This is a genomic window from Rubellimicrobium rubrum (assembly GCF_006152115.1).
In the GTDB taxonomy this organism is placed as follows: domain Bacteria; phylum Pseudomonadota; class Alphaproteobacteria; order Rhodobacterales; family Rhodobacteraceae; genus Rubellimicrobium; species Rubellimicrobium rubrum.
The window spans coordinates 24,273-48,679 of record NZ_VDFU01000019.1 but is presented as its reverse complement, the minus strand read 5'-3'; the positions used below and the strand labels follow the sequence as shown (position 1 = coordinate 48,679).

Annotated in this window: 24 protein-coding genes; 13 read left to right on the top strand and 11 right to left on the bottom strand. The window is 67.8% G+C overall.

The features are described 5' to 3' along the window. Positions 1 to 27: 27 nt before the first annotated feature. The 3 genes from FHG66_RS14950 to FHG66_RS14940 are packed head-to-tail and all read right to left on the bottom strand — an operon-like array spanning position 28 to position 2,314. Positions 28 to 615, bottom strand: a complete 588-nt coding sequence (locus tag FHG66_RS14950; protein WP_139077868.1) for a Smr/MutS family protein — start codon at positions 613 to 615, stop codon at positions 28 to 30. Further along, positions 612 to 1,607: a murein transglycosylase A gene (gene mltA / locus FHG66_RS14945; protein WP_246082627.1), complete on the bottom strand. Its 996-nt coding sequence runs from the start codon at positions 1,605 to 1,607 to the stop codon at positions 612 to 614. The genes FHG66_RS14950 and mltA overlap by 4 nt, the downstream gene beginning before the upstream one ends. A gap of 44 nt (positions 1,608 to 1,651) precedes the next feature. Continuing rightward, a complete protein-coding gene (locus FHG66_RS14940; protein WP_139077866.1) occupies positions 1,652 to 2,314 on the bottom strand; it encodes a Tim44/TimA family putative adaptor protein in 663 nt (220 codons plus the stop codon). Between the two features lie 139 nt (positions 2,315 to 2,453). On the opposite strand from FHG66_RS14940, the gene FHG66_RS14935 reads away from it, so the two are divergent. Together FHG66_RS14935 and secB are read left to right on the top strand one after the other, a co-directional pair. Then, positions 2,454 to 2,942 carry an FxsA family protein gene (locus FHG66_RS14935; RefSeq protein WP_176556271.1) on the top strand — a complete coding sequence of 163 codons (489 nt, stop codon included), beginning with the start codon at positions 2,454 to 2,456 and terminating at the stop codon, positions 2,940 to 2,942. 116 nt (positions 2,943 to 3,058) lie between these two features. After that, positions 3,059 to 3,571 (top strand): protein-export chaperone SecB, encoded by a 513-nt coding sequence (gene secB, locus FHG66_RS14930; protein WP_139077864.1) that lies wholly within the window; start codon positions 3,059 to 3,061, stop codon positions 3,569 to 3,571. Positions 3,572 to 3,605: 34 nt separating this feature from the next. On the opposite strand, the gene dnaQ is transcribed toward secB, so the two are convergent. The 4 genes from dnaQ to FHG66_RS14910 are packed head-to-tail and all read right to left on the bottom strand — an operon-like array spanning position 3,606 to position 6,341. Next, complete coding sequence (dnaQ, locus tag FHG66_RS14925) at positions 3,606 to 4,307, bottom strand: DNA polymerase III subunit epsilon (protein WP_139077863.1); 702 nt, start codon at positions 4,305 to 4,307, stop codon at positions 3,606 to 3,608. Continuing rightward, on the bottom strand, positions 4,307 to 4,915 hold the full coding sequence (coaE, locus tag FHG66_RS14920; protein ID WP_139077862.1) for a dephospho-CoA kinase: 609 nt from the start codon (positions 4,913 to 4,915) through the stop codon (positions 4,307 to 4,309). Before coaE ends, dnaQ begins: the two co-directional genes overlap by 1 nt. Beyond that, positions 4,915 to 5,742, bottom strand: a complete 828-nt coding sequence (locus tag FHG66_RS14915) for a shikimate dehydrogenase (protein WP_139077861.1) — start codon at positions 5,740 to 5,742, stop codon at positions 4,915 to 4,917. The genes coaE and FHG66_RS14915 overlap by 1 nt, the downstream gene beginning before the upstream one ends. After that, positions 5,739 to 6,341: a Maf family protein gene (locus FHG66_RS14910; protein ID WP_139077860.1), complete on the bottom strand. Its 603-nt coding sequence runs from the start codon at positions 6,339 to 6,341 to the stop codon at positions 5,739 to 5,741. The genes FHG66_RS14915 and FHG66_RS14910 overlap by 4 nt, the downstream gene beginning before the upstream one ends. 381 nt (positions 6,342 to 6,722) lie before the next feature. Here FHG66_RS14910 and hemJ point away from each other — a divergent pair, with 381 nt between their 5' ends. The 7 genes from hemJ to FHG66_RS14875 all read left to right on the top strand — a co-directional run bounded on the left by hemJ (position 6,723) and on the right by FHG66_RS14875 (position 14,053). Then, entirely contained in the window at positions 6,723 to 7,169 is a 447-nt protein-coding gene (gene hemJ, locus FHG66_RS14905; RefSeq protein ID WP_139077859.1) for a protoporphyrinogen oxidase HemJ, read from the top strand. 140 nt (positions 7,170 to 7,309) lie between these two features. Continuing rightward, complete coding sequence (rho, locus tag FHG66_RS14900) at positions 7,310 to 8,584, top strand: transcription termination factor Rho (RefSeq protein WP_139077858.1); 1,275 nt, start codon at positions 7,310 to 7,312, stop codon at positions 8,582 to 8,584. Positions 8,585 to 8,594: 10 nt separating this feature from the next. Further along, positions 8,595 to 9,872: a tRNA uridine-5-carboxymethylaminomethyl(34) synthesis GTPase MnmE gene (mnmE, locus tag FHG66_RS14895; RefSeq protein ID WP_139077857.1), complete on the top strand. Its 1,278-nt coding sequence runs from the start codon at positions 8,595 to 8,597 to the stop codon at positions 9,870 to 9,872. Between the two features lie 4 nt (positions 9,873 to 9,876). Continuing rightward, on the top strand, positions 9,877 to 11,751 hold the full coding sequence (gene mnmG, locus FHG66_RS14890; protein WP_139077856.1) for a tRNA uridine-5-carboxymethylaminomethyl(34) synthesis enzyme MnmG: 1,875 nt from the start codon (positions 9,877 to 9,879) through the stop codon (positions 11,749 to 11,751). Further along, entirely contained in the window at positions 11,748 to 12,368 is a 621-nt protein-coding gene (rsmG, locus tag FHG66_RS14885) for a 16S rRNA (guanine(527)-N(7))-methyltransferase RsmG (protein ID WP_139077855.1), read from the top strand. Before mnmG ends, rsmG begins: the two co-directional genes overlap by 4 nt. Continuing rightward, positions 12,361 to 13,152 carry a ParA family protein gene (locus FHG66_RS14880; protein ID WP_139077854.1) on the top strand — a complete coding sequence of 264 codons (792 nt, stop codon included), beginning with the start codon at positions 12,361 to 12,363 and terminating at the stop codon, positions 13,150 to 13,152. The genes rsmG and FHG66_RS14880 overlap by 8 nt, the downstream gene beginning before the upstream one ends. A gap of 7 nt (positions 13,153 to 13,159) precedes the next feature. Continuing rightward, the gene (locus tag FHG66_RS14875; protein WP_139077853.1) at positions 13,160 to 14,053 is read left to right on the top strand and encodes a ParB/RepB/Spo0J family partition protein; all 894 of its coding nucleotides are present in this window, start codon (positions 13,160 to 13,162) and stop codon (positions 14,051 to 14,053) included. Between the two features lie 3 nt (positions 14,054 to 14,056). Here FHG66_RS14875 and hemW read toward each other — a convergent pair whose 3' ends face one another. From hemW to rph, 3 genes are read right to left on the bottom strand one after another with little or no spacing between them, the layout of a single operon-like run. Further along, entirely contained in the window at positions 14,057 to 15,223 is a 1,167-nt protein-coding gene (hemW, locus tag FHG66_RS14870; RefSeq protein WP_139077897.1) for a radical SAM family heme chaperone HemW, read from the bottom strand. Positions 15,224 to 15,236: 13 nt separating this feature from the next. Next, positions 15,237 to 15,845, bottom strand: a complete 609-nt coding sequence (gene rdgB, locus FHG66_RS14865) for an RdgB/HAM1 family non-canonical purine NTP pyrophosphatase (RefSeq protein ID WP_139077852.1) — start codon at positions 15,843 to 15,845, stop codon at positions 15,237 to 15,239. Continuing rightward, positions 15,845 to 16,552, bottom strand: coding sequence for a ribonuclease PH (rph, locus tag FHG66_RS14860; RefSeq protein ID WP_139077851.1), 708 nt, complete (start codon positions 16,550 to 16,552; stop codon positions 15,845 to 15,847). Before rph ends, rdgB begins: the two co-directional genes overlap by 1 nt. 132 nt (positions 16,553 to 16,684) lie before the next feature. On the opposite strand from rph, the gene hrcA reads away from it, so the two are divergent. Together hrcA and FHG66_RS14850 are read left to right on the top strand one after the other, a co-directional pair. After that, positions 16,685 to 17,767 (top strand): heat-inducible transcriptional repressor HrcA, encoded by a 1,083-nt coding sequence (gene hrcA / locus FHG66_RS14855; protein WP_139077850.1) that lies wholly within the window; start codon positions 16,685 to 16,687, stop codon positions 17,765 to 17,767. Between the two features lie 11 nt (positions 17,768 to 17,778). Next, positions 17,779 to 18,354, top strand: coding sequence for a nucleotide exchange factor GrpE (locus FHG66_RS14850; protein ID WP_139077849.1), 576 nt, complete (start codon positions 17,779 to 17,781; stop codon positions 18,352 to 18,354). Between the two features lie 55 nt (positions 18,355 to 18,409). Here the strand turns inward: FHG66_RS14850 and mutS are convergent, their stop codons facing one another. Then, positions 18,410 to 21,067: a DNA mismatch repair protein MutS gene (gene mutS, locus FHG66_RS14845; protein WP_139077848.1), complete on the bottom strand. Its 2,658-nt coding sequence runs from the start codon at positions 21,065 to 21,067 to the stop codon at positions 18,410 to 18,412. 124 nt (positions 21,068 to 21,191) lie between these two features. Between mutS and FHG66_RS14840 the strand changes: the two genes are divergently transcribed. Continuing rightward, positions 21,192 to 23,465 (top strand): NADP-dependent malic enzyme, encoded by a 2,274-nt coding sequence (locus FHG66_RS14840; RefSeq protein ID WP_139077847.1) that lies wholly within the window; start codon positions 21,192 to 21,194, stop codon positions 23,463 to 23,465. Then, entirely contained in the window at positions 23,462 to 24,331 is an 870-nt protein-coding gene (locus tag FHG66_RS14835; RefSeq protein ID WP_139077846.1) for a ribokinase, read from the top strand. Before FHG66_RS14840 ends, FHG66_RS14835 begins: the two co-directional genes overlap by 4 nt. Positions 24,332 to 24,407 lie beyond the last annotated feature (76 nt).

The window sequence follows — 24,407 nt, the reverse complement described above, 5'->3', positions numbered from 1 at the left end:
CGCCCGGCCGCAGAAGGTTTCCGCAGGTCAGGGTGCCCGAAGGTACACGTAGAGCGCGCCTTCCCCACCGTGGCGTCGATGGGCTGGCGCGACCTGCAGCACAGCCGCGGACAGGGGCGCCAGCGCGAGCCACCGCGGCACGTCGTGCCGGAGCCGCCCGGCCCGCGCCGGCATGGGCGCAAACTCGTCGCTGACCCGCCCCTTTCCGGTGATGACCAGAACCAGCCGACGTCCGGATGCACGAGAGCCCAAGATGAAGGACGCAAGCGCGGGATGCGCCTCGGCCACTGTCATGCCGTGCAGGTCGATCCGTCCCTCGGGCCTGAGCTTGCCCTTGGTCATCCTGCCATACTGTCCGGCATCCATGCGAAGCGGCATGCGCCCAAGACCTTCCACGAGGCCCGGCAGCAGATCGTTCGACCGGCGGTGATCCACCTTCTGCCCCAGACGGAAGGGCCCGACCTTGGGACTTGCTGGTACCGGGCTGGGGGCAGAGACGGGGTCTGGCACCCGGGGCGAGGGCGACGGGATCGGCTGCGGCCCATGCAACGGCACGGCGCTTCCTTTCACGCGATCCCACAGCTCGCGATCCTCCGGGGAAAGTCGACGACTCACGAGGGTCCCTCAGCCTTGGCCCGCGGGAGTTCGGCGTGCTGCGCCGGGAGCAGCACCACGATGCGGCCCCCTGCACGGACACGGCCGGCCTTCAGGCCCGCGTCGGGTCCCGTGCCGAAGAAGATGTCCGCCCGCTGCGCCCCCGTGATCGCACTTCCGGTGTCCTGGGCCACCATGAGGCGACAGAATGGCTCAGGGCCTTGCACCTCGATCCACACGGGGCCCCCAAGGGGAACGGCGGCGGGGTCCACCGCCACGCTCCGCAAGGGAGTCACCGGGCGGTTCATCGTCCCCAAGGGACCCTGGTCGGCTGGAACCTCGGAGATCTCTCGGAAGAAGACGAAGGACGCATTCGTCCGCAGCACCTGCCCCGCCTCCGCCGGGTGATCAGCGAGCCAGGCCTTGACCACATCGGCCGATGCCTCTTCCGGCCGGACCGCGCCACGCTCGATCAGGGCACGCCCGATGGAACTGTAGGGATGGCGGTTGGACCCGGCGTAGCCGAGCCGGATGATCCGCCCATCCGGCAACCGGATACGGCCCGAGCCCTGGACCTGGAGGAAGAACGCCTCGACCGGGTCGTCCAGCCAGGCGATCTCCAGACCCTGTCCGACCAATGCGCCGTCTTCGATCTGCCCGCGAGTCAGCCACGGTTCCGACTTGGGAAGCTCCGGCGGCAGACCATAGAGGGGAACATGGAAGCGGTCCGAGCGTACAAGGGCACCATGAAGTTCCGGTTCGTAGTAGCCGGTGAACAGCGACGGGACATCATCCTCGATCAGAACCGGTCGAAAGGTCGCCTCGAAGAACGCCTTGGCTTCCGTGGGCCGCACCCCACGGGCCTTTGCGCAGACCCGGGCCCAATCGTCCCCCCGCATGTCCCCGCAGGATTCGCAGAACACGCTTAAGGCCGAAGCATGATCGTCCTCGGCCCAGCCTCTGAGGTTGGAAAACTCCAGACCGGTGACCCGGCGGCCCGCCGAAGCGGCCATGGGGGACAAGGCCGGCGCGCCGGTAGCCCCTGCGCGCCCCGCCGTCATTCGCTTGTGGCGACCAGGATCCAGTTGGGATCGTTCGATCCCATCGTCCGGGCGAAGGTCCAGACATCCTTCTGCCGCTTGATCTCGGTGGGTGATCCCTCGATCACGGTCCCTGCGCTGTCACGCACCACCGAGGTCAGCTCGCCCACGAAGCGGACCGAAACCTCGCCCTCGCGGGTGACCTTGTCGAAGGTCGCGTCCCGCAGCGCCAGGTCGCTTACGCCCACGAAGGTTGCCTCGACGCGGTAGCCGTTGCGGTTCCGCTCCTCCACCACCTGCGCCAAGGCGTTGTAGACATCGTCGGACAGAAACGGCTTCACCGAGGCGAGGTCGCCACGTTCAAAGGCCATGAGGATCATCTCGTAGGCGGCGCGGGCGCCCTGGAGGAACTCACGCACGTTGAACGACGAGTCAGCCCCCTTCATTGCCGCGAGCGAGCGAGCGGCCTCGGAGTCCTCGGGCACATGGTCGGTGATGTCGCGGTCGGGCCGCCCCTCGATCACTTCGAGTTCGGGTCGGGACCGGCGGGTCGGGTTCTCGGGGATCGCAACGGGGGGCTTCTCGAACCCCTCCCGGCTGCCCAGCACGCTGCGAAGCCGGAGGATCAGGAAGATGGCGATTCCGGCTAGAACCAGGAGCTGGATGATGGGAGAGTTCATGAAGTTCCTCGTGGCCGGAGCGGGGCCGCCCATAGCGGGACGACCTCGGGTCACCTATGTATGCCGGGGGTGGGATCAAGTCCATGCGCTGTCAGGGGATAGCCGGACCGCTTGGATCCTGCTGAAACGGAGGTTGCTCATGGCGCGTCTGCTCGTCGCGGCCCTTGTGCTGGCCGAGATCGCCAGCTTCGTGATCGTCGGCCAGTGGGCCGGGGTGCTGGGCACCTTGTTGCTTGTGGTCTTGGCGGCACTGCTTGGCGTCGCTCTCCTGCGCCGGCAAGGTGGTGAGGCGCTGGCACAAATGCGCGGCACGCTGCGAACCGGTCGCGATCCGCGCCCAGCCCTGCTTCGTGGTGGCTTTCGGCTCGTGGCGGCACTCCTGCTGATCGTGCCGGGCTTCCTGGGCGATGTCGTGGCCCTTCTGCTGCTCCTGCCGCCCGTCCAGCGGGCCCTGGCCAAGCGCTTTGCCCGGCACGGGGCCCGCATCGTGGCAGTGCGCACGGAAAGCTTCACTGCGGCCCCTCATGAGGCGCGACCACAGCGCGACCGCGTGGTGGATGCCGAATGGGAGGAGGTCCCGCCCCATCAGCGCCCAACTCATCGCCCTTCGGGATGGACCCGCCACTGACGTATCGGGACAGGCCATCCGCGGCCACCGCTGGGCTGCGTGGCATTGAGACGCCCATTCGGGGATGCTAGGGGAACGCGGCAGAACACCTGCTTGCGATCCCCGGGAGGACCCCCATGCAAGACACGCCCGAGACCCCTGAAGGGGCCTCCCCCACGCCGGCCGCCACCCCGCGGATCAGCCAGCGCATCCTGACGCAGTATGTCCGCGACCTGTCGTTCGAGAACGTTCTTGCCCGCAAGGGCGTGACCGGTGACCTCACCCCCGAGATCGCCGTGCAGGTCAGCCTGGATGGCCGCAAGCGTGGCGGCGAGAACCAGTACGAAGTCACGACCAAGCTCACCGCGACCTCCAAGACCAAGGCGAACGGCGACGTTCTTTTCATGCTCGAGATCGAGTATGTGGGCGTCTTCCAGATCGAGGGCGTGCCTGAGGCCCAGATGCACCCGTATCTGCTGATCGAGTGCCCGCGCATCACCTTCCCGTTCCTGCGGCGCATCGTCAGCGACGTGACGCGCGACGGGGGCTTCCCACCCCTGAACCTCGAGATGATCGACTTCGTGGCGCTTTACCGCAACGAGCTGGCCCGCCGGGCCCAGACCCAGGCGGCGCCCAGGCTCGACGCCTGAACCTGAAACGCCGCGCCGATGGCGCGGCGCTTTCTCAGCCGCGCGACCACAGCGCGCCGTCCCCCAACCCCGCCACGAAGGCCGTATGGGCTGCGGCTTCCTCTTCGGTCAGAAGGGAGGGGAGGGCGCGCGGCCGTGGACGGGGACGCCACTGGCTGTCCACCTGCGCGGCGGCTTCGGACCGGGCGGGCGTGGTGGACACAGCTTGCAAGCCGAAATCAGGCTGCCGCCCGCCAATCAGCTCCAGATAGACCTCGGCCAGGATCTCGCTGTCAAGAAGCGCGCCGTGGAGCGTCCGGGCCGAGTTGTCGATGCCGAATCTCCGGCAGAGAGCATCGAGCGACGCTGGCGATCCCGGGAACTTACGGCGCGCCATCAGCACGGTGTCGATGGCGCGGTCCATTGGCATCGGGGGGTAGCCCAGCCGTCCCAACTCGTGGTTCAGGAATTTCATGTCGAAGGAGGCGTTGTGGATGACAAGCTTCGCGTCGCCGATGAAATCCACGAAGTCCTGGGCCACCTTGGCAAAAACGGGCTTGTCCCGCAGGAAGTCGTCTCCCAGGCCATGGACCGCGAAGGCTTCGGGCGGCATGGACCGTTCGGGGTTGATGTAGACGTGGAAATGCCGCTTGGTCGGCATGTGGTTGAACAGTTCCACCGCCCCGATCTCCACGATCCGGTCGCCCGTCTCGGGCTCGAAGCCCGTGGTTTCGGTGTCGAGGACGATCTCGCGCATCAGCGGTCCCTTCGGTTATGGGCTCCGAGGCTGCCCCGGATCTCGGACACGATCTGTCGCACGGCGGCCCGGGCTCCCTCAAGAGTTTCGGTCGGCACGATCCAGCGAGCCCGCGCGCGCTTGTCTCGGTCGGGCATCTGACGCGACAGAAGCAACTCCGCCCCCGCGCGGTCGAGTCCGGGACGGGCAAGGAGCCGCGCCATCTGAGTTTCGGGCGATGCCGAAGCCACGACGACTGCATCGCATTCCGTGTCGATACCGCGCTCGTAAAGCAGCGGCACGTCCAGAACGACGATGTCGCCGTCCTCACGAGCCAGAAAATGGTCTCGGTCGTCAGCCACCAGCGGATGAACGATGGCTTCCAGCCGCGGAAAAAGCGATGGGTCCGCCTCCAGCGCCAAGCGCAGCGCGGGTCGATCCACCCCGGCCTCCGTCACCGCCATGGGCACCAGCCGCGCCACGCCGGAGACCGCCGCGCCCCCCCGGGCGTAAAGAGAATGGACCGCCGCATCGGCATCCCAGACGGCCAGCCCTTCGTCGCGGAACATCGCAGCGGTGGTCGACTTGCCCATGCCGATGGAGCCGGTCAGCCCCAGGACGAAGCCCATCAGGCCAGAACGGCGGCGCGCAGCGCGTCGTCCACCTGTGGCCGGAGTCCGAACCACCTCTCAAAAGCCGGAGCGGCCTGATGAAGCAGCATCCCCAGGCCGTCGACACCCTGGGCCCCAGCCTTGCGCGCTTGCTGCAGAAGGCGCGTTTCCAAGGGGGAGTAGACCAGATCGGTCACAACCTGCCCGGGGCGCAAGCCGTCGAGCGGAACCCGCAGCTCGGGGTTGCCCAGCATGCCGAGTGACGTGGTGTTCACCACCATCGTGCCTTCCTCGACGGCGTTCCCCGCCTTGACCCAATCGAAGACGCGGATCCGGTCGCCGAACTCGTCGCGCAGTCCCTCGGCCGTGGCGCGGGTGCGATTGGTGAGCAGGATCTCGGGCGCTCCGGCCTCGAGAAGCGTGACAATCACCGCCCGTGCCGCGCCTCCGGCGCCAAGCACCGTGGCTGCTCCCGTGGAGGGATCCCAACCGGGCGCTCCTTGGCGCACCGAATTGAGGAACCCTTCGCCATCCGTGTTATCCGCCAGGATGCGGTTTCCTTCGAAGACGAGAAGGTTGGCCGCCCCGATCTGCCGGGCGCGGTCGGTCGCCTCGTCGGCCAGGGACAGCGCTGCCATCTTGTGCGGGATGGTGACGTTCACCCCCCGGAACCCCGCCCTGGGCAGGATACGGAGAACCTGCTCGAGATCACCCTCGCCGATCTCCATGGCCACATAATCGCCTGCGATCCCATGACGGGCCAGCCAGTGGCGGTGCAGGCGGGGCGACCGCGAATGCGCGATAGGGCGCCCGACGACGCCGGCCAGGGGAAATCCATGGGTCATGACGGAATGCTCCCGCGCAGCGAAAGGAAAGACAAGAGGGGCAGCAAGGGCAGGCCCAGGATCGTGAAATGGTCCCCGTCGATCCGTGTGAAGAGCCGTATGCCCTCTGCCTCGATCTGATAGGCGCCGACCGAATGCCGGACGCGCTCCCAGCTGCGGGCAAGGTAGCCGTCGATCCATTCGTCCGACAGCCGCCCCATGGTGAGCCGAGCCTCGGACACATGGCGCCAGACCGGTTCCTCGCCCTGATAGATCACGGCGGCGGAGTGGAGCCGATGCGTTTGGCCCATCAGGTCGTGAAGCTGCGCACGCGCCTCTTGGGGCGTGGCGGGCTTGGAAAAGAGCCGGCCGTCGCAGGACAGGGTCTGGTCGCATCCCAGGGTGAGGGCCTCGGGCCGACGGGGCGCGACCCGCGCGGCCTTCATCTCGGCCAGGGCGTCGGCGATGTCGCGCGGCGGCGCGCCCTCGGCCGTCAACGCCTCCTTCAGGGCGTCCTCGTCCACCCGGGGTACCAGAACGTCGAACTCCAGGCCGGCGGCCTTGAGCATTGTGGCCCGCGTGGAAGAGCCGGAAGCGAGCACGAGATTTTCGCGCGGCATGTGGACAACCCTGCGGGCAATTGGGGACGGAACGCGGGACAATCTGGACGACTCGGCGGGCAGGGGGAAGGGGTGCGCGCGACTCATGCCCCCGGTTCCTTCTCCAGCCCGAGTCCCCCACCGTGGATGAGGATAACTCCGGCCTGGGGACGACTCGGATTCATCGCATGCGCGGTCTCTGGCCGTTGGCTCGGGAATCCCAGTAAACATGCCGGTTGAACCGGTAATCGTGCCTTTGCCACACGCAAGACCTGTTGATTCGCCTGTGGACGGTTCTGGGGGCCAGGCAGCGACCGTGCTGTTTTCCACAGTACAACCGCCATCCACTTCCCTTCTCCTCCGGAGTCTAAGAAAAGGAAGAAGCGCCATCATGGGACACGCATGCTCGACTGGCTTCCTGCCCTGTATCTCTGGATCAAGGCCGCGCATGTGGTCGCGATGGTCGCCTGGATGGCGGGCCTGTTCTATCTGCCCCGGCTTTTCGTCTACCATGCGGAGCGGGCCACACCCGGTTCGGAGCTGGACCAGACATTCCGGGTCATGGAGGACAAGCTCCTCCGCCTGATCATGCGACCGGCAATGATCGCAACCTGGACACTTGGCCTCGTGCTCGTGGCTTCGGGCGGCTGGTGGACCTCCGGGTGGCTTTGGGTGAAGCTTGCGGGGGTGGCCGCCTTGACGGGGTTCCACGAATGGTGCCGGGCCCGGACCCGCGATTTCGCTGCAGGCGGCAATACCCGCACGGGCCGGACCTTCCGCATCGCCAACGAAGTGCCGACGCTGCTCCTCCTCATCATCGTCGTCATGGTGATCGTGAAGCCGTTCTAGGCAGCCGATTGACGGCCTCGCTGGGAATGCTTATCTGTGATCTGCCCTCCCGTCCGGGAACGGCATTTCACGCGCATAGCTTCGTCCCGACCGCCGCCCTGCTGGGCTGTTCGCGGTCGTGCAGGACCATCAGGATTTCCATGACCCAAGACCGTCTCAACCTTGCCGACCTCAAGGCCCAGAGCCCCAAGGACCTTCTGGCCCTGGCCGAGGAGCTCGAGATCGAGAACGCCTCGACCATGCGCAAGGGCGACATGATGTTCGCCATCCTCAAGGAGCGCGCGGACGAGGAATGGGTCATCGGCGGCGACGGCGTCCTCGAGGTGCTGCAGGACGGCTTCGGCTTCCTCCGCAGCCCCGAGGCGAACTACCTTCCCGGCCCCGATGACATCTACGTCTCGCCCGAGATGATCCGGCAGTATTCGCTCCGCACCGGCGACACCGTGTCCGGCGTCATCCAGGAGCCCAACGACAACGAGCGCTACTTCGCCTTGATGAGCGTGGAGCGCATCAACTTCGAGGAGCCCGAGCGCGCCCGCCACAAGGTCGCCTTCGAGAACCTGACGCCGCTCTACCCCGACCAGCGCCTGCAGATGGAGATCGAGACCGATCCCACGCTCAAGGACCGCTCGGGCCGCATCATCGACCTCGTGGCCCCCATCGGAAAGGGCCAGCGCGGCCTGATCGTGGCGCCGCCCCGCACCGGCAAGACGGTGCTCCTGCAGAACATCGCGCATTCGATCGCGCAGAACCACCCGGAGGTCTACCTGATCGTGCTGCTCATCGACGAGCGGCCCGAGGAGGTTACCGACATGCAGCGCTCCGTGAAGGGCGAGGTCATCTCCTCCACCTTCGACGAGCCCGCGACGCGCCACGTGGCCGTGGCCGAGATGGTGATCGAGAAGGCCAAGCGCCTTGTCGAACACAAGCGCGACGTGGTGATCCTTCTCGACTCGATCACCCGCCTGGGCCGCGCCTACAACACGGTCGTGCCATCCTCGGGCAAGGTGCTGACCGGCGGTGTGGATGCGAACGCCCTCCAGCGGCCCAAGCGCTTCTTCGGTGCGGCCCGCAACATCGAGGAAGGCGGCTCGCTCACCATCATCGCCACCGCGCTGATCGACACCGGCAGCCGGATGGACGAGGTCATCTTCGAAGAGTTCAAGGGCACCGGTAACTCGGAGATCGTCCTCGACCGCAAGGTCGCCGACAAGCGCGTCTTCCCGGCGATGGACATCCTCAAGTCCGGCACCCGGAAGGAGGACCTGCTGGTCGAGAAGGCGGACCTCGCCAAGACCTACGTCCTGCGTCGGATCCTCAACCCGATGGGCACCACCGACGCCATCGAGTTCCTGATCTCCAAGCTCAAGCAGACGAAGACGAACTCGGACTTCTTCGACTCGATGAACGCCTGACGCGCCGGCCATGGACACGATCTTCGCCCTGGCCACCGCGCCCGGCCGGGCGGGGATCGCGGTCCTCCGCATCTCGGGGCCGGCGGCGCATTCTGCCGCGGCCGCCCTGGCCGGGGAACTGCCCCAGCATGGCCGTTCCCTCCGCACCCTGCGCGACCCTTCCGGGGAGGCTCTGGATCAGGCCTTGGTCCTGACCTTCGCACCCCAGCGCAGCTTCACCGGCGAGGCTGTGGTCGAGCTTCATTGCCACGGCGCGCCCGCGGTGGTCGCGGCCATCCTCAGGACCTTGGCCTCGCAACCTGGCCTCCGCTCCGCCGAAGCGGGCGAGTTCACCCGTCGGGCGTTGGAAAATGGCCGTCTCGACCTCGCGCAGGTCGAAGGGCTGGCGGATCTGCTGTCCGCCGAGACGGAAGGCCAGCGCCGTCAGGCCATGCGCGTCTTTGCTGGCGCCCTGGGCCGCAAGGCCGAGGAGTGGCGCGCCCGCCTTCTCCGCGCCGTGGCGCTGGTCGAGGCCACCATCGACTTCTCCGACGAGGATGTGCCCGAGGACGTCTGGCCCGAGGTCCTGGAACTCGTCGTCCTTCTTGAGGAGGAACTCCGCACCGAAGCCCAGGGCGCCCGCATCGCCGAACGCTTGCGCGAGGGCTTCGAGGTCGCCATCGTCGGCGCCCCGAATGTGGGCAAGTCCACGCTCCTCAACCGGCTTGCCGGGCGCGAAGCCGCCATCACCTCCGAAATCGCTGGCACCACCCGCGACGTGATCGAGGTGCGCATGGACCTGTCCGGCCTTCCCGTCACCCTGATCGACACCGCAGGCCTTCGCGAGGCACAGGACCCCATCGAGGCGATCGGCATCGAGCGCGCCCGCGCCCGCGCCGCGATGGCCGACCTCCGCGTCCATCTGCACCTCGCGGGCGAGACGGCCCCGGAGCCCGGCCCGGACGACCTCGTCGTCCTTGCCAAGGCCGACCTCGCCACTGGCCCCGGTCTCGCCATCTCCGGTCGGACCGGCGACGGCATCGACGCCCTAGTAGCCGAAATCGGTCGCCGCCTGTCCGACCGCACCACTGGCCTCGGCGTCGGCTTGCGCGAACGTCACGCCCGCGCCATGCTCGACGCCGCGAACCTCCTTGACGAAACCCGCGCTCTCATCGACATCGGCGCGGCGGTGGAGATCGTCGCCGAAACCCTTCGCCGCGCCCTGCGCCAACTCGACGCCCTTGTGGGGCGCGTCGGGGTGGAGGATATACTCGGCGAAATCTTCTCGAGCTTCTGCATCGGTAAGTGAGGCGGTGTTTCACGTGGAACAGGGTTACGACGTCATCGTGGTGGGCGGCGGCCATGCCGGCTGCGAGGCTGCGCATGCGTCGGCCCGCGCAGGCGCGCGCACCCTCCTTCTCAGCCTTAGGCTCGCCTCCGTGGGCGTCATGTCCTGCAACCCGGCCATCGGGGGCCTCGGCAAGGGCCACTTGGTTCGCGAGGTCGATGCCCTCGACGGTATCATGGGCCGCATGGCCGACCGGGCTGGCATCCAGTTCCGCCTCCTGAACCGGTCCAAGGGTCCGGCCGTCCAGGGCCCCCGGACCCAGGCTGACCGCAAGCTCTATCGAGAGGCCGTGCAGGCCGAACTGGCTGCCTGTCCGAACTTGGACCTCCTCGAAGGCGAGGCCGCCGACCTGATCGTCGAAGGGGATCGCGTGCGCGGTGTCGCCCTGGCCGACGGATCGCAGATCCCCGCCAAGGCCGTGGTCCTGACCACCGGCACCTTCCTGAACGGCGTAATCCACGTGGGCGACCGCTCTCGCCCCGGCGGCCGAGTGGGTGAGCCGCCTTCCAAGGCACTCGCCGACCGCCTCTATGGCATGGACCTTCCCATGGGCCGCCTCAAGACCGGGACGCCGCCGCGCCTCGATGGCCGGACCATCGCCTGGGACAGGCTGGAACGGCAGGAGGGCGACGACGACCCTGCGATGCTGAGCTTCCTCAGCGATGGTCCGATGGTTCCGCAGATTGCCTGTGGCATCACGCACACGAACGCCCGTACACATGACATCATCCGCGCGAACCTCGACCGGTCGGCGATGTATGGCGGCCATATTCAAGGCGTGGGCCCACGCTACTGCCCGTCCATCGAGGACAAGGTGGTGCGCTTCGCCGACAAGGACTCGCACCAGATCTTCCTCGAGCCCGAGGGTCTGGACGACCCGACCGTTTATCCGAACGGCATCTCCACCTCGCTTCCCGCCGAGGTGCAGGAGGATTACGTCCGCTCCATCGAGGGCCTGGAACACGCCGTCATCACCCAGCCTGGCTACGCGATCGAGTACGACTACGTCGACCCGCGCGCCCTCACGCTGTCGCTGGAGGTCAGGGCTCTGCCCGGCCTTTACCTGGCGGGCCAGATCAACGGCACGACGGGTTACGAGGAAGCCGCCGCCCAGGGTCTTGTCGCGGGGCTCAATGCCGCGCGGGCCTCTCAGGATAAGGCCGCGGCCGAGTTCAGCCGATCAGGCTCGTATATCGGCGTCATGATCGACGACCTGACCTCGCGCGGGGTGGCGGAACCGTACCGGATGTTCACGTCGCGGGCCGAGTTCCGCCTGTCCCTCCGGGTCGACAACGCCGACCAGCGGCTGACGCCCGAGGGGCGTGAGTGGGGCTGCGTGGGTGACAGCCGCTGGCAGGCGTTCAGCATCAAGACCGAGGCGCTGGATGCCACGCGCGCTGCCCTTCGTGCCTGCCGGTTCACCGCCCGCCGGATCGCTTCGGCCGGCCTCAACCTCAATCCGGACGGAGAGTCGCGCGACGGTCTCCAGACCCTCGCCCTTACCGATGCGACCTGGGAGCATCTGGCCAGGCTGGATCCTGCGCTGCCCCTGCCTGCAACGCCCATCCGCGACCAGATCAAGCGCGAGGCACAGTACGCCACCTACCTCGACCGGCAGGAGCGCGACATTGCCCAACTCCGGCGCGAGGAGGCGACACGGCTGCCAGAGGACTTCGACTATGCGGCTGTTCCCGGCCTGTCCATCGAGCTTCGCCAAAAGCTGGAGCGGCAGCGACCGGCCACGCTTCGCCATGCAGCCGAGATCGACGGCATGACTCCGTCGGCGCTGCTCCTCCTGACCGCCCGGCTGCGCAAGCGGGCAGACGGCCTTGCCGCATGACCACGACCCGCGATCTAGCCGGACTCGATCTGTCCCCGGTCACGCTGGAACGGCTGGACGCCTTGGATTCTCTGGTCCGTCGGTGGACGGAAAAGATCAACCTGATCTCGCCTGCCACGGTTCCCGACCTCTGGACGCGGCACATTCTCGACTCGGCCCAACTTTGGCCGCTCTCCCCGGTGGGGGCAAAGGCTTGGGCCGACCTGGGCGCGGGGGGCGGGTTCCCAGGCCTCGTCATTGCCATCCTGGCAACCGAGGCCGGGTCGCCCAAGGTGACGCTCATCGAAAGCGACGGACGCAAATGCGCCTTCCTGCGCACTGCCGTGCGGGAACTGGGCCTTTCTGCCCTGATCCTCGACCAGCGGGTCGAGACAGCCCCCCCACAGGCTGCCGATGTCGTCTCCGCACGCGCGCTTGCGCCCTTGGCGACGCTGCTGCCGTTCGTCGCCCGGCATCTCGCCCCTGGCGGTACCGCGCTCCTTCCCAAGGGCCGCGATCATGCCGCCGAACTGGATGCGGCACGGACCGCAGGCTGGCGTTTCGAGGTCGAGGCGGTGCCGAGCCGAACCGATCCAGCCGCTCGCATTCTTCGCCTCACGGGACTGGCCCATGGCTGAACAGCGCAAGGCCGCCAGGATCATCGCCGTCGCCAACCAAAAGGGCGGCGTCGGCAAGACCACCACCGCGATCAACCTGGGGGCTGCCCTGGCCCGCCGGGACCGCCGCGTGCTTCTCGTGGACCTCGATCCGCAGGGTAATGCGTCAACCGGGCTGGGCATCCCGCCCGAAGACCGAAACGTGACCTCGTTTGAGTTCCTGCTGGGCGAGGCCAGTCCTCAGGACGCCGTGCACGAAACCGCGACTCCCAATCTTCTCCTGATCCCGGCGACCTCGGATCTGAGCGGGGCCGATCTGGAGCTGGGTGACCGCCAGGGCCGCACGACGCTCCTGCGCGGCGCTCTGCGCCAGCCGCTGATGGGCGAACTTGCGCTCGATTATATCCTGATCGACTGTCCGCCGTCCCTGAACGTGCTGACCATCAACGCCCTGGTCGCGGCCCAGTCGGTGCTTGTCCCGTTGCAAAGCGAGTTCTTCGCCCTTGAGGGACTGTCCCAGCTCATGCTGACGATCCGTGAGGTCCGGCAGACTGCCAATCCCAGCCTTCGGATCGAGGGGGTGGCCCTCACCATGGTCGACCGGCGCACCAGCCTGGCCCAGATGGTCGAGGCCGACGCCCGCGAAAACCTTGGTGACCTCGTGTTCCAGACAGTGATCCCCCGCAACGTCCGGCTGAGCGAGGCGCCGTCCCACGCCCAGTCCGTCCTCGACTACGATCCATCCTCGTCCGGCGCCGCCGCCTATCGCGCGCTCGCCGCCGAACTCATGTCGCGCGAATCCTGAGAGAGCCATGGCCGAGAAACCCCTCGTGAAACGCGGCCTCGGACGCGGCCTGTCCGCGCTGATGGCGGATCTCGGCACAGACCTCGCCAAGGAGGCGGCCCCGCCGCCCGAGCCCCCGCGCAGCCCGGACCGCATGATGCCCATCGAGGCGCTCCGGCCCAATCCCGATCAGCCCCGCCGCACCTTCGAGCCCGATGCGCTCGAGGAACTGGCGGCGTCGCTTAGGACCAAAGGCGTCATCCAGCCCCTGATCGTCCGCCCTGACCCCAAGGAGCCGTCTGCCTGGCAGATCGTGGCCGGCGAACGCCGCTGGCGCGCCGCCCAAAAGGCAGGCTTGTCCGAACTGCCTGTCATCGTCCGGAACTACGACGATGCCGAACTCCTCGAGATCGCTATCATCGAGAACATCCAGCGCGACGACCTCAATCCTATCGACGAGGGCGCAGCCTATCGCAGCCTGATCGACCGTTTCGGCCACAGCCAGGAGCAGGTGGCCAGCGCCCTCGGCAAAAGCCGCAGCCATGTCGCGAACCAGATGCGTCTTCTGCAGCTTCCCAAGGAAGTGCAGCAGATGGTGTCCGACCGTGCCATCAGCGCGGGCCACGCCCGTCCGCTGATCGGCCATCCCCGCGCATTGGACCTGGCCCGCCGCATCGCGGAAAAGGGTCTTTCGGCGCGTGACGCCGAACGCATCGCCAAGCAGCCCGAGGGCGACGCCAAGCGTTCCGCCAGGAACGGGAAGGACGCAGACACCCGCGCCATGGAGGGCGAACTCTCCGCCGCGCTGGGGCTGGCCGTACGGATCGATCAGGTTGGCAAGGGCCAGGGTGGGCGCTTGACCCTCACCTACAAGACGCTGGATCAGTTGGACGAGGTGATCCGCCGCCTGTCCGCGGGCTGATCCTCAGGCGAGAAGCTCGCGCAGCACGGCATTGAGGACCGGCCGCCCGGCTGTGGTGGCGCAGAGCCGTCCCTCGCGGATGTCCACGAGCCCCATATCAGCCAGCGAGTCCGTCCGTCCTACGAGGCCGTCCAGCATCCGGAGCCGATCCATCTCCACGCCTTCGGCCAGTCGCAATCCCATCATCAGGCGTTCCTCGGCGGCTTCCAGCGCCCTCAGGTTCTCCCGCTGGCTCTCGCCTGAGCCATTCTGCTCGACCATCTGGAGCCAGCGCCCCGGCGTCCGTTCCGTTTCGATCGCGGCCCGCACACCGTCCACCGTCAGCCGCCCATGCGCGCCCGGTCCGATGCCGACCCAGTCGCCACCCTGCCAGTAGACGAGGTTATGGCGGCTCTCCTGTCCGGGTGCCGCATGGTTCGACACCTCATAAGCGGGGAGCCCCGCCGCTTCGGTCAGGCGTTGCGTGATGTCCCACATGTCGGCCGCGCGATCCTCATCGGGCAGGCCCCGCAGCTTGCCCGCCGCGAAACGGTCCCCGAAGGCCGTCCCATCCTCGATCGTCAGCTGGTACAAGGACAGATGGCCTGCGGCGAGGCCCAGAGCCTGACTCAGCTCCGCCGCCCAGTCGTCCGGGGTCTGGCCTTGCCGTGCATAGATGAGATCCAGGCTGACCCGTTCGAAGCTGTCGCGCGCCATCCCAAAGGCTTGCACGGCCTCCTCCGCCGAATGAAGCCGCCCCAGAGCCCGGAGGTCTCGGTCGTTCAGGGCCTGCACCCCCAGCGAAAGCCGGTTCACTCCGGCCGCGTGGTAGCCCCGGAATCGGCCCGCTTCGACGGAGGTCGGGTTGGCCTCCATGGTGATCTCGATGTCGTTCGAAAAGCCCCAGGCAGCCCGCGCGGCCCCGACCACCGCCTCGACCGTTTCGGGTTCCATGAGCGAAGGCGTGCCCCCGCCGAGGAAGATCGAGCGGAGCACCCGCCCCGGCACCTCTCGGGCGGCGCGGGCGATCTCGGCTTCATAGGCCCGCGCCCAACGCACTTGATCGATCGTCCGAGCCACATGGCTGTTGAAGTCGCAGTAAGGGCACTTGGCTTGGCAGAACGGCCAATGGACGTACAGCGCGAAGCCCCCGGCTTCCCAGTCCTTCGCCCGCGTTCCGGCCTCGGGCATCAGGCGTGCGCCGTCAGCCAAGGCAGGCGGCCTCGAAGGCGCGGATCGACTGGCCCCGGTGGCTCATCGCGTTCTTCTCCTCAGCCGTCATCTCCGCAAAGGCCCTGTCATGTCCGTCGGGAACGAAGATGGGGTCGTATCCGTGCCCCTGCACCCCGCGCGGCGGCCAGATCACGCGACCGTTGACCTCGCCCCGGAAGCTTTCCTCGTGCCCATCGGGCCAAGCCAGCACGAGGACGGACACGAACCGGGCCCGCCAGGGCTCGGCCGCACCAGCGGCGACCAGCGCCTCGTGCGTGCGTTCCATCGCCAGCATGAAATCGCGGCCATTGGGCGTTTCCGCCCAGTCCGCCGTCCGCACGCCGGGTGCGCCGCCCAAGGCCTCGACTTCGATGCCGGAGTCGTCGGCAAGCGCCGGCAGGTCCAACGCCTGTGCCGCCGCATGCGCCTTGATCCGGGCATTGCCCAGGAAGGTATCCTCGGTCTCCTCCGGCTCGGGCAGCCCGTGGTCCTTGTTCGAGGTGATCTCGATTCCACGCGGGCCCAGCAGCGCCCGCATTTCCTCGAGCTTGCCCTTGTTGCCGGTGGCCACCACCAGATGCGAGCCGGTCAGACGCCGCATCAGGCGACCGCCGTCAGCTGCGCCTGCGCCAGAATCCCGTTGCCCTGAGCGGCGAGATCCAGCAGCACCGCCATCTGCTCGCGCGAGAAAGTCGAGCCTTCCGCGCTCATCTGCACCTCGATCATGCGCTCGCCCGTCATCACGACGTTGGCATCGACGCCCGCCTCGCTGTCTTCCGGATAGTCGAGGTCCAGCACCGGCTGTCCGGCATAAAGCCCAACCGAAACCGCAGAGACTGGATGATCCAGAGGGTTGCGCTGAATCGCGTTGGCCTTGAGCAGCCGGTTCACGGCCAGCCGCAGCGCCACCCAGCCGCCGGTGATCGCGGCGCAGCGCGTGCCGCCATCGGCTTGGATCACGTCGCAGTCCACGGTGATCTGCCGTTCGCCCAAGGCCACGAGATCGGTTCCGGCGCGCAGGCTGCGTCCAATCAGGCGCTGGATTTCCTGCGTCCGGCCCGAGGGACCGTCCTTCACTTCGCGGCGCATCCGCGTGTTGGTGGCGCGCGGCAGCATTCCGTATTCGGCCGTGACCCAACCTTTGCCGGTGTTCTTGAGGAAGGGCGGCACCCGCTCTTCCAGCGAAGCCGTGCAGATCACATGCGTGTTCCCCAGGCGGATGAGGCAGGAGCCTTCGGCATGCCGGTTGACGTGGGGCTCGATGGAGAGGGGACGCAACGCGTCGGTCTGGCGGCCGGAGGGGCGCATGGAAACTCCTTTGGATGGTCGGCTCAGGCCCCTACATGAGACGGGCCGTCCCGCCAACCCGCCTGTCCGCGTCCCGTTGACGCCCACCGGTGCCCTGCTTACATGCGTTCGCCCCGGAGACCTTGCAGGCCCATGCCCGACCGCTCGACCGTCATGGAGGAAATGAACGACCGCTCGCGCGAGGTCTTCCGCCGCGTGGTCGAGGCCTATCTGGAAACGGGTCAGCCGATCGGCTCGCGCAGCCTGACCCGGAGCATGTCACAGCAGGTGAGCGCCGCCACGATCCGCAACGTGATGCAGGACCTAGAAGAGTTGGGCTTGCTGGGTCATCCCCATGTGAGCGCCGGCCGCGTGCCGACCCAGGCAGGCTTGCGCCTGTTCGTGGACGGCCTTCTCGAGGTCGGTCCCATGGCCGGCGAGGACCGGGAGCGGCTGGAGTCGACGGTCGCGAGCCCATCGGGCCGACGCAACGCCGACGTGACCGACGCCCTCGACCGGGTGGGCGCCGCCCTGTCCGGGCTGACCCGCGGCGCGAGCCTCGTGCTCGCCCCCAAGCGCGATGGGGCGCCGATCCGCCATGTGGAGTTCGTCTCGCTCGGGCCCGACCGGGCTCTCGTGGTCCTCGTCTTCGCCGACGGCCATGTAGAGAACCGGGTCTTCGTCCCGCCACCAGGCCAGACCCCGTCCTCCATGCGCGAGGCGGCCAATTTCCTGAACGCGTTGGCCGAAGGACGAACCCTGGCGGAACTCCACGCCGCCATCGCGCGCGAGATGGAGCAACGCCGGCAGGAACTCGATGCCTTGGCGCAGGCCATGGTCGAAAGCGGCCTGGCTACCTGGGCCGACGAACAGCATGGCGCGCCCGAGCGGCTGATCGTGCGCGGCGCCGGCAACCTGCTCGACAGGCCCGAGTCGCAGGCCGACCTCGACCGCGTGCGCTCGCTCATGGACGACCTCGAGCGCAAGAGCGACATCGCGAGTTTCCTTGAACTCGCACAAGGCGCCGAGGGCGTGCGCATCTTCATCGGATCCGAGAACAAGCTCTTCTCGCTCTCGGGTTCATCTCTCGTGGTGTCGCCCTATATGAACGCCGACCGTACCATCGTCGGGGCCATCGGCGTCATAGGCCCCACGCGGCTCAACTACGGGCGCATCGTCCCCATCGTGGACTATACGGCGCAGCTCGTGGGCCGCCTCCTCTCCGAACGATCCTGAAGGATATCCGAATGTCCGACCGACCCGACCCCCAGACGCTGGCCTCCGAAGACCTCAGGTCGCTCGACGACCTGGCCGCCGAGGCTGACGCCGAGGAACAGGCGCATGCCTATCTCCTGGCCGAACTCGACGCCCTGAGGGCAGAGCGCGAGGACCTCAAGGACCGCGTCCTGAGGCAGTTGGCCGAAACCGAGAACATGCGCAAGCGTGCCGAGCGGGACCGCCGCGAAGCGGAGCAGTACGGCGCCACCCGGCTCGCCCGCGATCTTCTCCCCATCTACGACAACCTGCGCCGCGCTCTCGACGCCGTCACCCCGGAGCAGCGCGAGGCGAACGCCGCGCTGCTGGAAGGCATCGACCTGACCATGCGCGAGGTGGTCAACGTCTTCTCGCGGCATGGCATCACGGTGATCGCGCCCCAGGTGGGGGATCGCTTCGACCCGGCTGTCCATCAGGCCATGTTCGAAGCGCCGCTGCCGGGGACCCGGGCGGGCGACATCATCCAGGTCGCAACCGAAGGTTTCATGCTCTACGACCGCCTGCTGCGTCCCGCGCAGGTGGGCGTGTCCTCCATGCCGGCTTCGTAGGTCGGGGCGAACTCCGGCCTTCGCCCCCCTGCAGGGGCTAGGAAACCCACGCCGGTCAGCTGCCGCGTGGGTTTTCCGATGTCTCGAGCATCTCCCTAAGCTCATAGATCAGCGCCAGGGCCTCGCGCGGGCTCAGGTCGTCCACCGGCACCGCGCGCAGCCGCTCCTCCAGGGGCGATGGCTCCCGCGCCTGTTCCGCATCGACCCCGCGGGCAAAAAGAGGCAACTCTTCCTCCAGGGTTCGGGGACCCCCCTCGCGTGCGCGGGCCTCCAGCCCGCGCAACACGGCCCTTGCGCGTGCGACCACCTTTGGGGGCAGGCCGGCAAGCTTGGCGACCTGCACGCCATAGCTGCGGTCCGCCGCCCCGTCGCGGACCTCATGCAGGAACACGACCTCGCCCTCCCAGTCTGCCACCGCCACATGAGCGTTGGATGCGCATGGCAGGGATGCGGCGAGCGTGGCCAGTTCATGGTAGTGCGTGGCAAAGATGGCCCGACAGCGGTTCACCCCTTCCAGGTGCTCCAGCACCGCCCAGGCGATCGACAATCCGTCCCAAGTCGCCGTGCCGCGCCCGATCTCATCCAGCAGCACGAGGCTTCGGTCGTCGGCCCGGTGCAGGATCGCCGCCGTTTCAACCATCTCCACCATGAAGGTCGACCGCCCGCGCGCCAGGTCATCCGACGCGCCCACCCGGCTGAACAGTCGGCTCACCAGCCCCAGTTCCAGCCGTTCGGCCGGCACGAAGCTTCCGGCCTGCGCCAGCACGGCCAGAAGCGCAGCTTGCCGCAGATACGTGCTCTTGCCACCCATGTTGGGCCCGGTCAGCAGCCGGATCAGGCGGTCCGACAGGTCGCAGTCGTTGGCCACGAAGGCCTGCCCCTGTCGCCGCAGCGCGGCTTCCACCACCGGGTGACGGCCCCCTCGGACGCGGAACACGCGCGACGTGTCCAGGATGGGCCGGGTCCACCCCTCCTGCACGGCCAGATCGGCCAACGCTGCCGCGACATCCACCTCGGCCAACGCTCCGGCCACGCGGGCCAGGGCCGCCGCCTCTGACAATACCGCCCCGCGCAACTCGGCAAAGATGCGTCGCTCGATGGCCAGCGCCTCCTCGCCCGCATTCAGGAGCCTCGCCTCGGTCTCGCTCAGGGCCTGCGTCGCGAAGCGCACCGCGGACCCCGTGGTCTGGCGGTGGTGGAACACCGTGTCGAAGGGTGGACGTCTCAGCTTGTCGGCCTGGGCCGTGGTGACCTCGACGACATAGCCCAGCGTGCCGTTGTGCCTGATCTTGAGCGAGGCCACGCCGGTCTGCTCGGCATACTCGGCCTGCATGGCCGCGATGACCGCCCGCCCCTCGTCCCGCAGCCGCCGCGCCTGATCGAGGTCCCCCGCGAACCCGGTGGCTACGAAGCCGCCATCACGCGCGAGCGTCGGCGGTGAGGCCACGAGCGCCTCGTCCAGCAACCCGGTCAGCCCCTCGGGCCGGGCAAGCCCGCGCGCGGCCCGGACCAGCAAAGGGGGCAGGTCGGCGCAGTCGAGCAAATCAGCCAGCCGCTCCGCCACACGCAGCGCATCCCGCAGCGAGCCCAGATCCCGAGGACCGCCGCGGTCCAGCGCGAGACGCGACAGCGCCCTGTCCATGTCAGGTGCGCCCCGTAGGGCGTCCCGCAGCGCTTGTCCAAGGTCGGGCCGCTCGACGAGGACCTCTATGGCATCGAGCCTGGCCCCGATGACCTCTGAAAGGCGCGATGGAGCGGCCAGCCGCGCCTCGAGCTGCCTTGCCCCGGCAGCCGTCACGGTCCGGTCGATGCAGGCCAGCAGGGATCCCTGCCGCCCGCCGCCCAGCGCCCGTGTCAACTCCAGGGAGTTTCGGGTGGCAGCGTCGATCTCCATCACCTCGCCTTCCGCTTCCCGAACCGGTGGGCTGAGATGCGGCCGCGCGCCTTTCTGCGTCAGGTCGAGGTAGTCGACCAGGGCCGCCATGGCGCCGACCTCGGCTCGCCCGAACGCCCCCCAGCCGTCCAGCGTCGCAACGCCGAACCACGCCAGGAGCCGCCGCGTCCCCGACAGCGGGTCGAAGGCCGCTCGTGGCAACGGGGTCAGCTGCGCTCCGGCCCCCTCGGCGGTCGGCGACAACTCCCGTTCTTGCTCGTCGCAGACCAGAAGCTCCCGGGGAGCCAGCCGCGCGAGTTCGGCCTCTAGGCTGCCGCTCGGGCAGGCCTTGACCCCGAAGGCTCCGGTCGAGATGTCGGCCCAGGCCAGGGCCGCGTCATCCTTGAGACGCGCATAGGCGGCCAGGAAGTTCGGCCGCCGTGCTTCCAGCAACGCGTCTTCGGTCAGCGTGCCCGGCGTAACCAGTCGCACGACATCGCGCCGCACCACGGACTTGGATCCACGCTTCTTGGCCTCTGCCGGATCCTCGAGCTGCTCGGCCACAGCGACGCGAAAGCCCTTGCGGATCAACTGGAGCAGGTAGCCCTCGGCTGTGGAAACCGGGACACCACACATGGGGATGTCCCGCCCCAAGTGCTGCCCCCGCTTGGTGAGCGCGATGTCGAGCGCCTGGGCCGCCTGTTCGGCGTCCTCGAAGAACATCTCGTAGAAGTCGCCCATCCGGTAGAACAGGAGCGCGTCCGGGTGCCGCCCCTTGATCTCCAGATATTGCGCCATCATCGGTGTCACGGCGCCCGTGTCAGGCCCTGTACCGTCCATCGTCCTGTCCCCCGCGAACCGCTTGCAACGCTAGGCCCTTGCGCGCCGCCGGGCCAGACCCCGCCGTTCCCCGTTGCGGCGGGCGTGGCCGTCGCGCAATCTCGGGCCGAACAGGGGGGACATCATGGCACGCGCACGCATCACGCCCGAGGAGGCGCTGGCCTTCCATCGCGAACCGCATCCCGGCAAATGGGAGATCCAGGCCACCAAGCCCATGACGACCCAGCGCGACCTGTCGCTGGCCTATTCGCCCGGCGTGGCGATCCCTTGCCTTGCCATTCGCGACGACCCGGGCCTGGCTTATGACCTGACCAACAAGGGCAACCTCGTGGCCGTCATCTCCAACGGCACCGCCGTCCTGGGCCTGGGCAACCTGGGCGCGCTGGCTTCCAAGCCGGTGATGGAGGGCAAGTCCGTCCTGTTCAAACGCTTCGCCGACATCAACAGCATCGACCTGGAACTCGATACCGAGGACGTGGATGCCTTTTGCAACGCAGTCCGCCTTCTCGGCCCCTCGTTTGGCGGCATCAACCTTGAAGACATCAAGGCACCCGAGTGCTTCATCATTGAAAGCCGCCTCAAGGAGGAAATGGACATCCCCGTCTTCCACGACGACCAGCATGGGACGGCGGTGATCTGCGCGGCAGGCCTTATCAACGCGCTGCATCTGACGGGCAAGCAGCTCAAGGATTGCCGCATCGTCCTGAACGGCGCGGGCGCGGCCGGGATCGCCTGCATCGAGCTGCTGAAATCCATGGGCGCCGACCCCCGGAACTGCATCGTCTGCGACACCAAGGGCGTGATCTACCAAGGGCGCACCGATGGCATGAATCAGTGGAAGTCCGGCCACGCCATCCAGACCGATCTTCGTACCCTAGAGGAGGCCATGCAGGGCGCTGACGTCTTCCTCGGCGTGTCCGCCAAGGGCGCGGTGACGCCCGAGATGGTGGCGTCCATGGCGCGCGACCCGGTGATCTTTGCGATGGCCAACCCCGACCCCGAGATCACCCCCGAGGAGGCCCATGCCGTCCGGCCCGACGCCATCGTCGCCACAGGACGGTCGGACTATCCCAACCAGGTCAACAACGTCCTGGGCTTCCCCTACCTGTTCCGGGGCGCGCTCGATATCCGGGCCCGCGCCATCAACGATGCCATGAAGATCGCCTGCGCCGAGGCGCTGGCCGCGCTGGCGCGCGAGGACGTGCCCGACGAGGTCGCCTTGGCCTATGGAAAGAAGCTGGCCTTCGGGCGCGACTACATCATTCCCACGCCTTTCGACCCGCGCCTGATCCACCGCGTCCCGCCCGCGGTGGCCGCAGCCGGGATGCGCAGCGGGGTCGCCCGCAGGCCCATCGAGGACGCCGAGGCCTATGACGCCCAGCTCCGGTCCCGCCTTGACCCGACCGCCAGCGTCCTGCGCGGCATCCACGCTCGGGCGCGTGCCGCCCAAGCCGTCATGATCTTCGCCGAAGGCGACGACCCGCGTGTGCTTAGGGCCGCCGTGAACTACCAACGGAGCGGCTGTGGACGGGCCGTTGTGGTCGGCCGATCGGGCGACGTGAAGGAAAAGCTTACCATTGAAGGCATGGCGGATGCTGTGGGCGAGATCGAGGTCGTGAACGCCGCCAACACCCCGCATCTCGAAACCTACAAGGCCTTCCTGTATCGCCGCTTGCAGCGACGTGGTTTCGACGGAGAGGACATCCACCGTCTGGCCGCCCGGGACCGCCATGTCTTTGCAGCGCTGATGCTGGCGCATGGCCACGGCGATGGCCTCGTGACCGGGGCCACGCGCAAGTCCGCCCATGTCATGGACCTGATCGGCCATGTCTTCGATGTGGACACCACGAGCGGCGTCGTCGGCGTCACAGCGGTCCTGCACCGGGGACGCATCGTGCTCATCGCCGACACGCTGGTGCAGGAATGGCCGATGGAGCGCGACCTCGCCCTCATCGCCCGGCGCGGCGCGCAGGTCGCCCGCGACCTTGGACTCACCCCCCGCGTGGCGTTCCTCAGCTTCTCCACCTTCGGGCACCCGGTGTCCGAGAGAGCCACCAAGATGCACCTCGCCCCGCGCGTGCTGGACGAGGAAGGCGCTGACTTCGAGTACGAGGGAGAGATGACCGTCGACGTGGCGCTGAATCCCAAGGCGCAGGAGGCCTATCCGTTCCAGCGGCTCACCGGCCCCGCAAACGTGCTTGTCATGCCGGCCCGCCACTCGGCCTCCATCAGCGTGAAGCTCATGCAGGAGATGGCCGGGGCGACGGTGATCGGCCCCATCCTCGCCGGCGTGGATCGTCCGATCCAGCTCTGCTCCACCGTGTCGACCGCCAGCGACGTGCTCAACATGGCGATGATGGCCGCCGCGCAGTTGGAACGGCCGGAGGCGCAACCATGACCGTTTGGAACCTCGGCAGCATCAACGCCGACCATGTCTATGCCCTTCCTCACATCCCTGGGCCGGGAGAGACGCTCGCCGCACGCAGCTTGACCACTGGGCTTGGCGGCAAGGGAGCAAACATGTCGGTAGCCTGTGCACGGGCTGGTGGCAATATAAGACATATCGGCGCGGTCGGCCCAGAGGGTGGCTGGATGGTCGAGCGTCTGCGCAGCTATGGCGTGGACACGGGTGCCATCGTGACGCTCGACAGCCCGTCGGGCCATGCGATCATCGCCGTGGATGATGCGGCCGAGAACATGATCATCGTTTACCCCGGGACGAACCGGCAGGTTCCCATTACGCATATCGACACCCAGCTTGCGGGAGCGCGGGCTGGTGACCTGTTCCTGACCCAGAACGAGACCAATCATCAGGTGGAGGCCGCCCGCTCGGCCCGGATCCGTGGGCTTCGCGTAGCCTATGCCGCCGCCCCGTTCGAGGCCGGTGCAGTGCGGGCCATCCTACCCTTTGCCGATCTGCTTGTTCTTAATGAGGTCGAGGCCGAGCAGTTGCGGAAGGCCACGGGGCAGGGTCCGGGAAGCCTCGGGGTCGCCGATGTGATCGTCACTCTGGGACCCGAGGGTTGCCTCTGGCTCCGAAACCATGAGGAGGCCCGATTTCCCTCTGTCCGGGTGACCGCCGTGGACACGACAGGGGCGGGCGACACCTTCACGGGCTACCTTCTGGCTGGCCTCGATGCGGGGCAGGCGATGCCGGCAGCCATCGATCTTGCAACCCGGGCCGCTGCGCTCAAGGTCACGCGCCACGGGGCGGCTGATGCGATCCCCGCACGCTACGAAGCCGAAGCCTTTCAAGAAAACTGAGGTGCAACCCGGGTTTGGGAAGGCCGGGGTGACGTGCCCCGGCCTCGTGGACTGCCCTTGATCGCAGCGGCCTTTG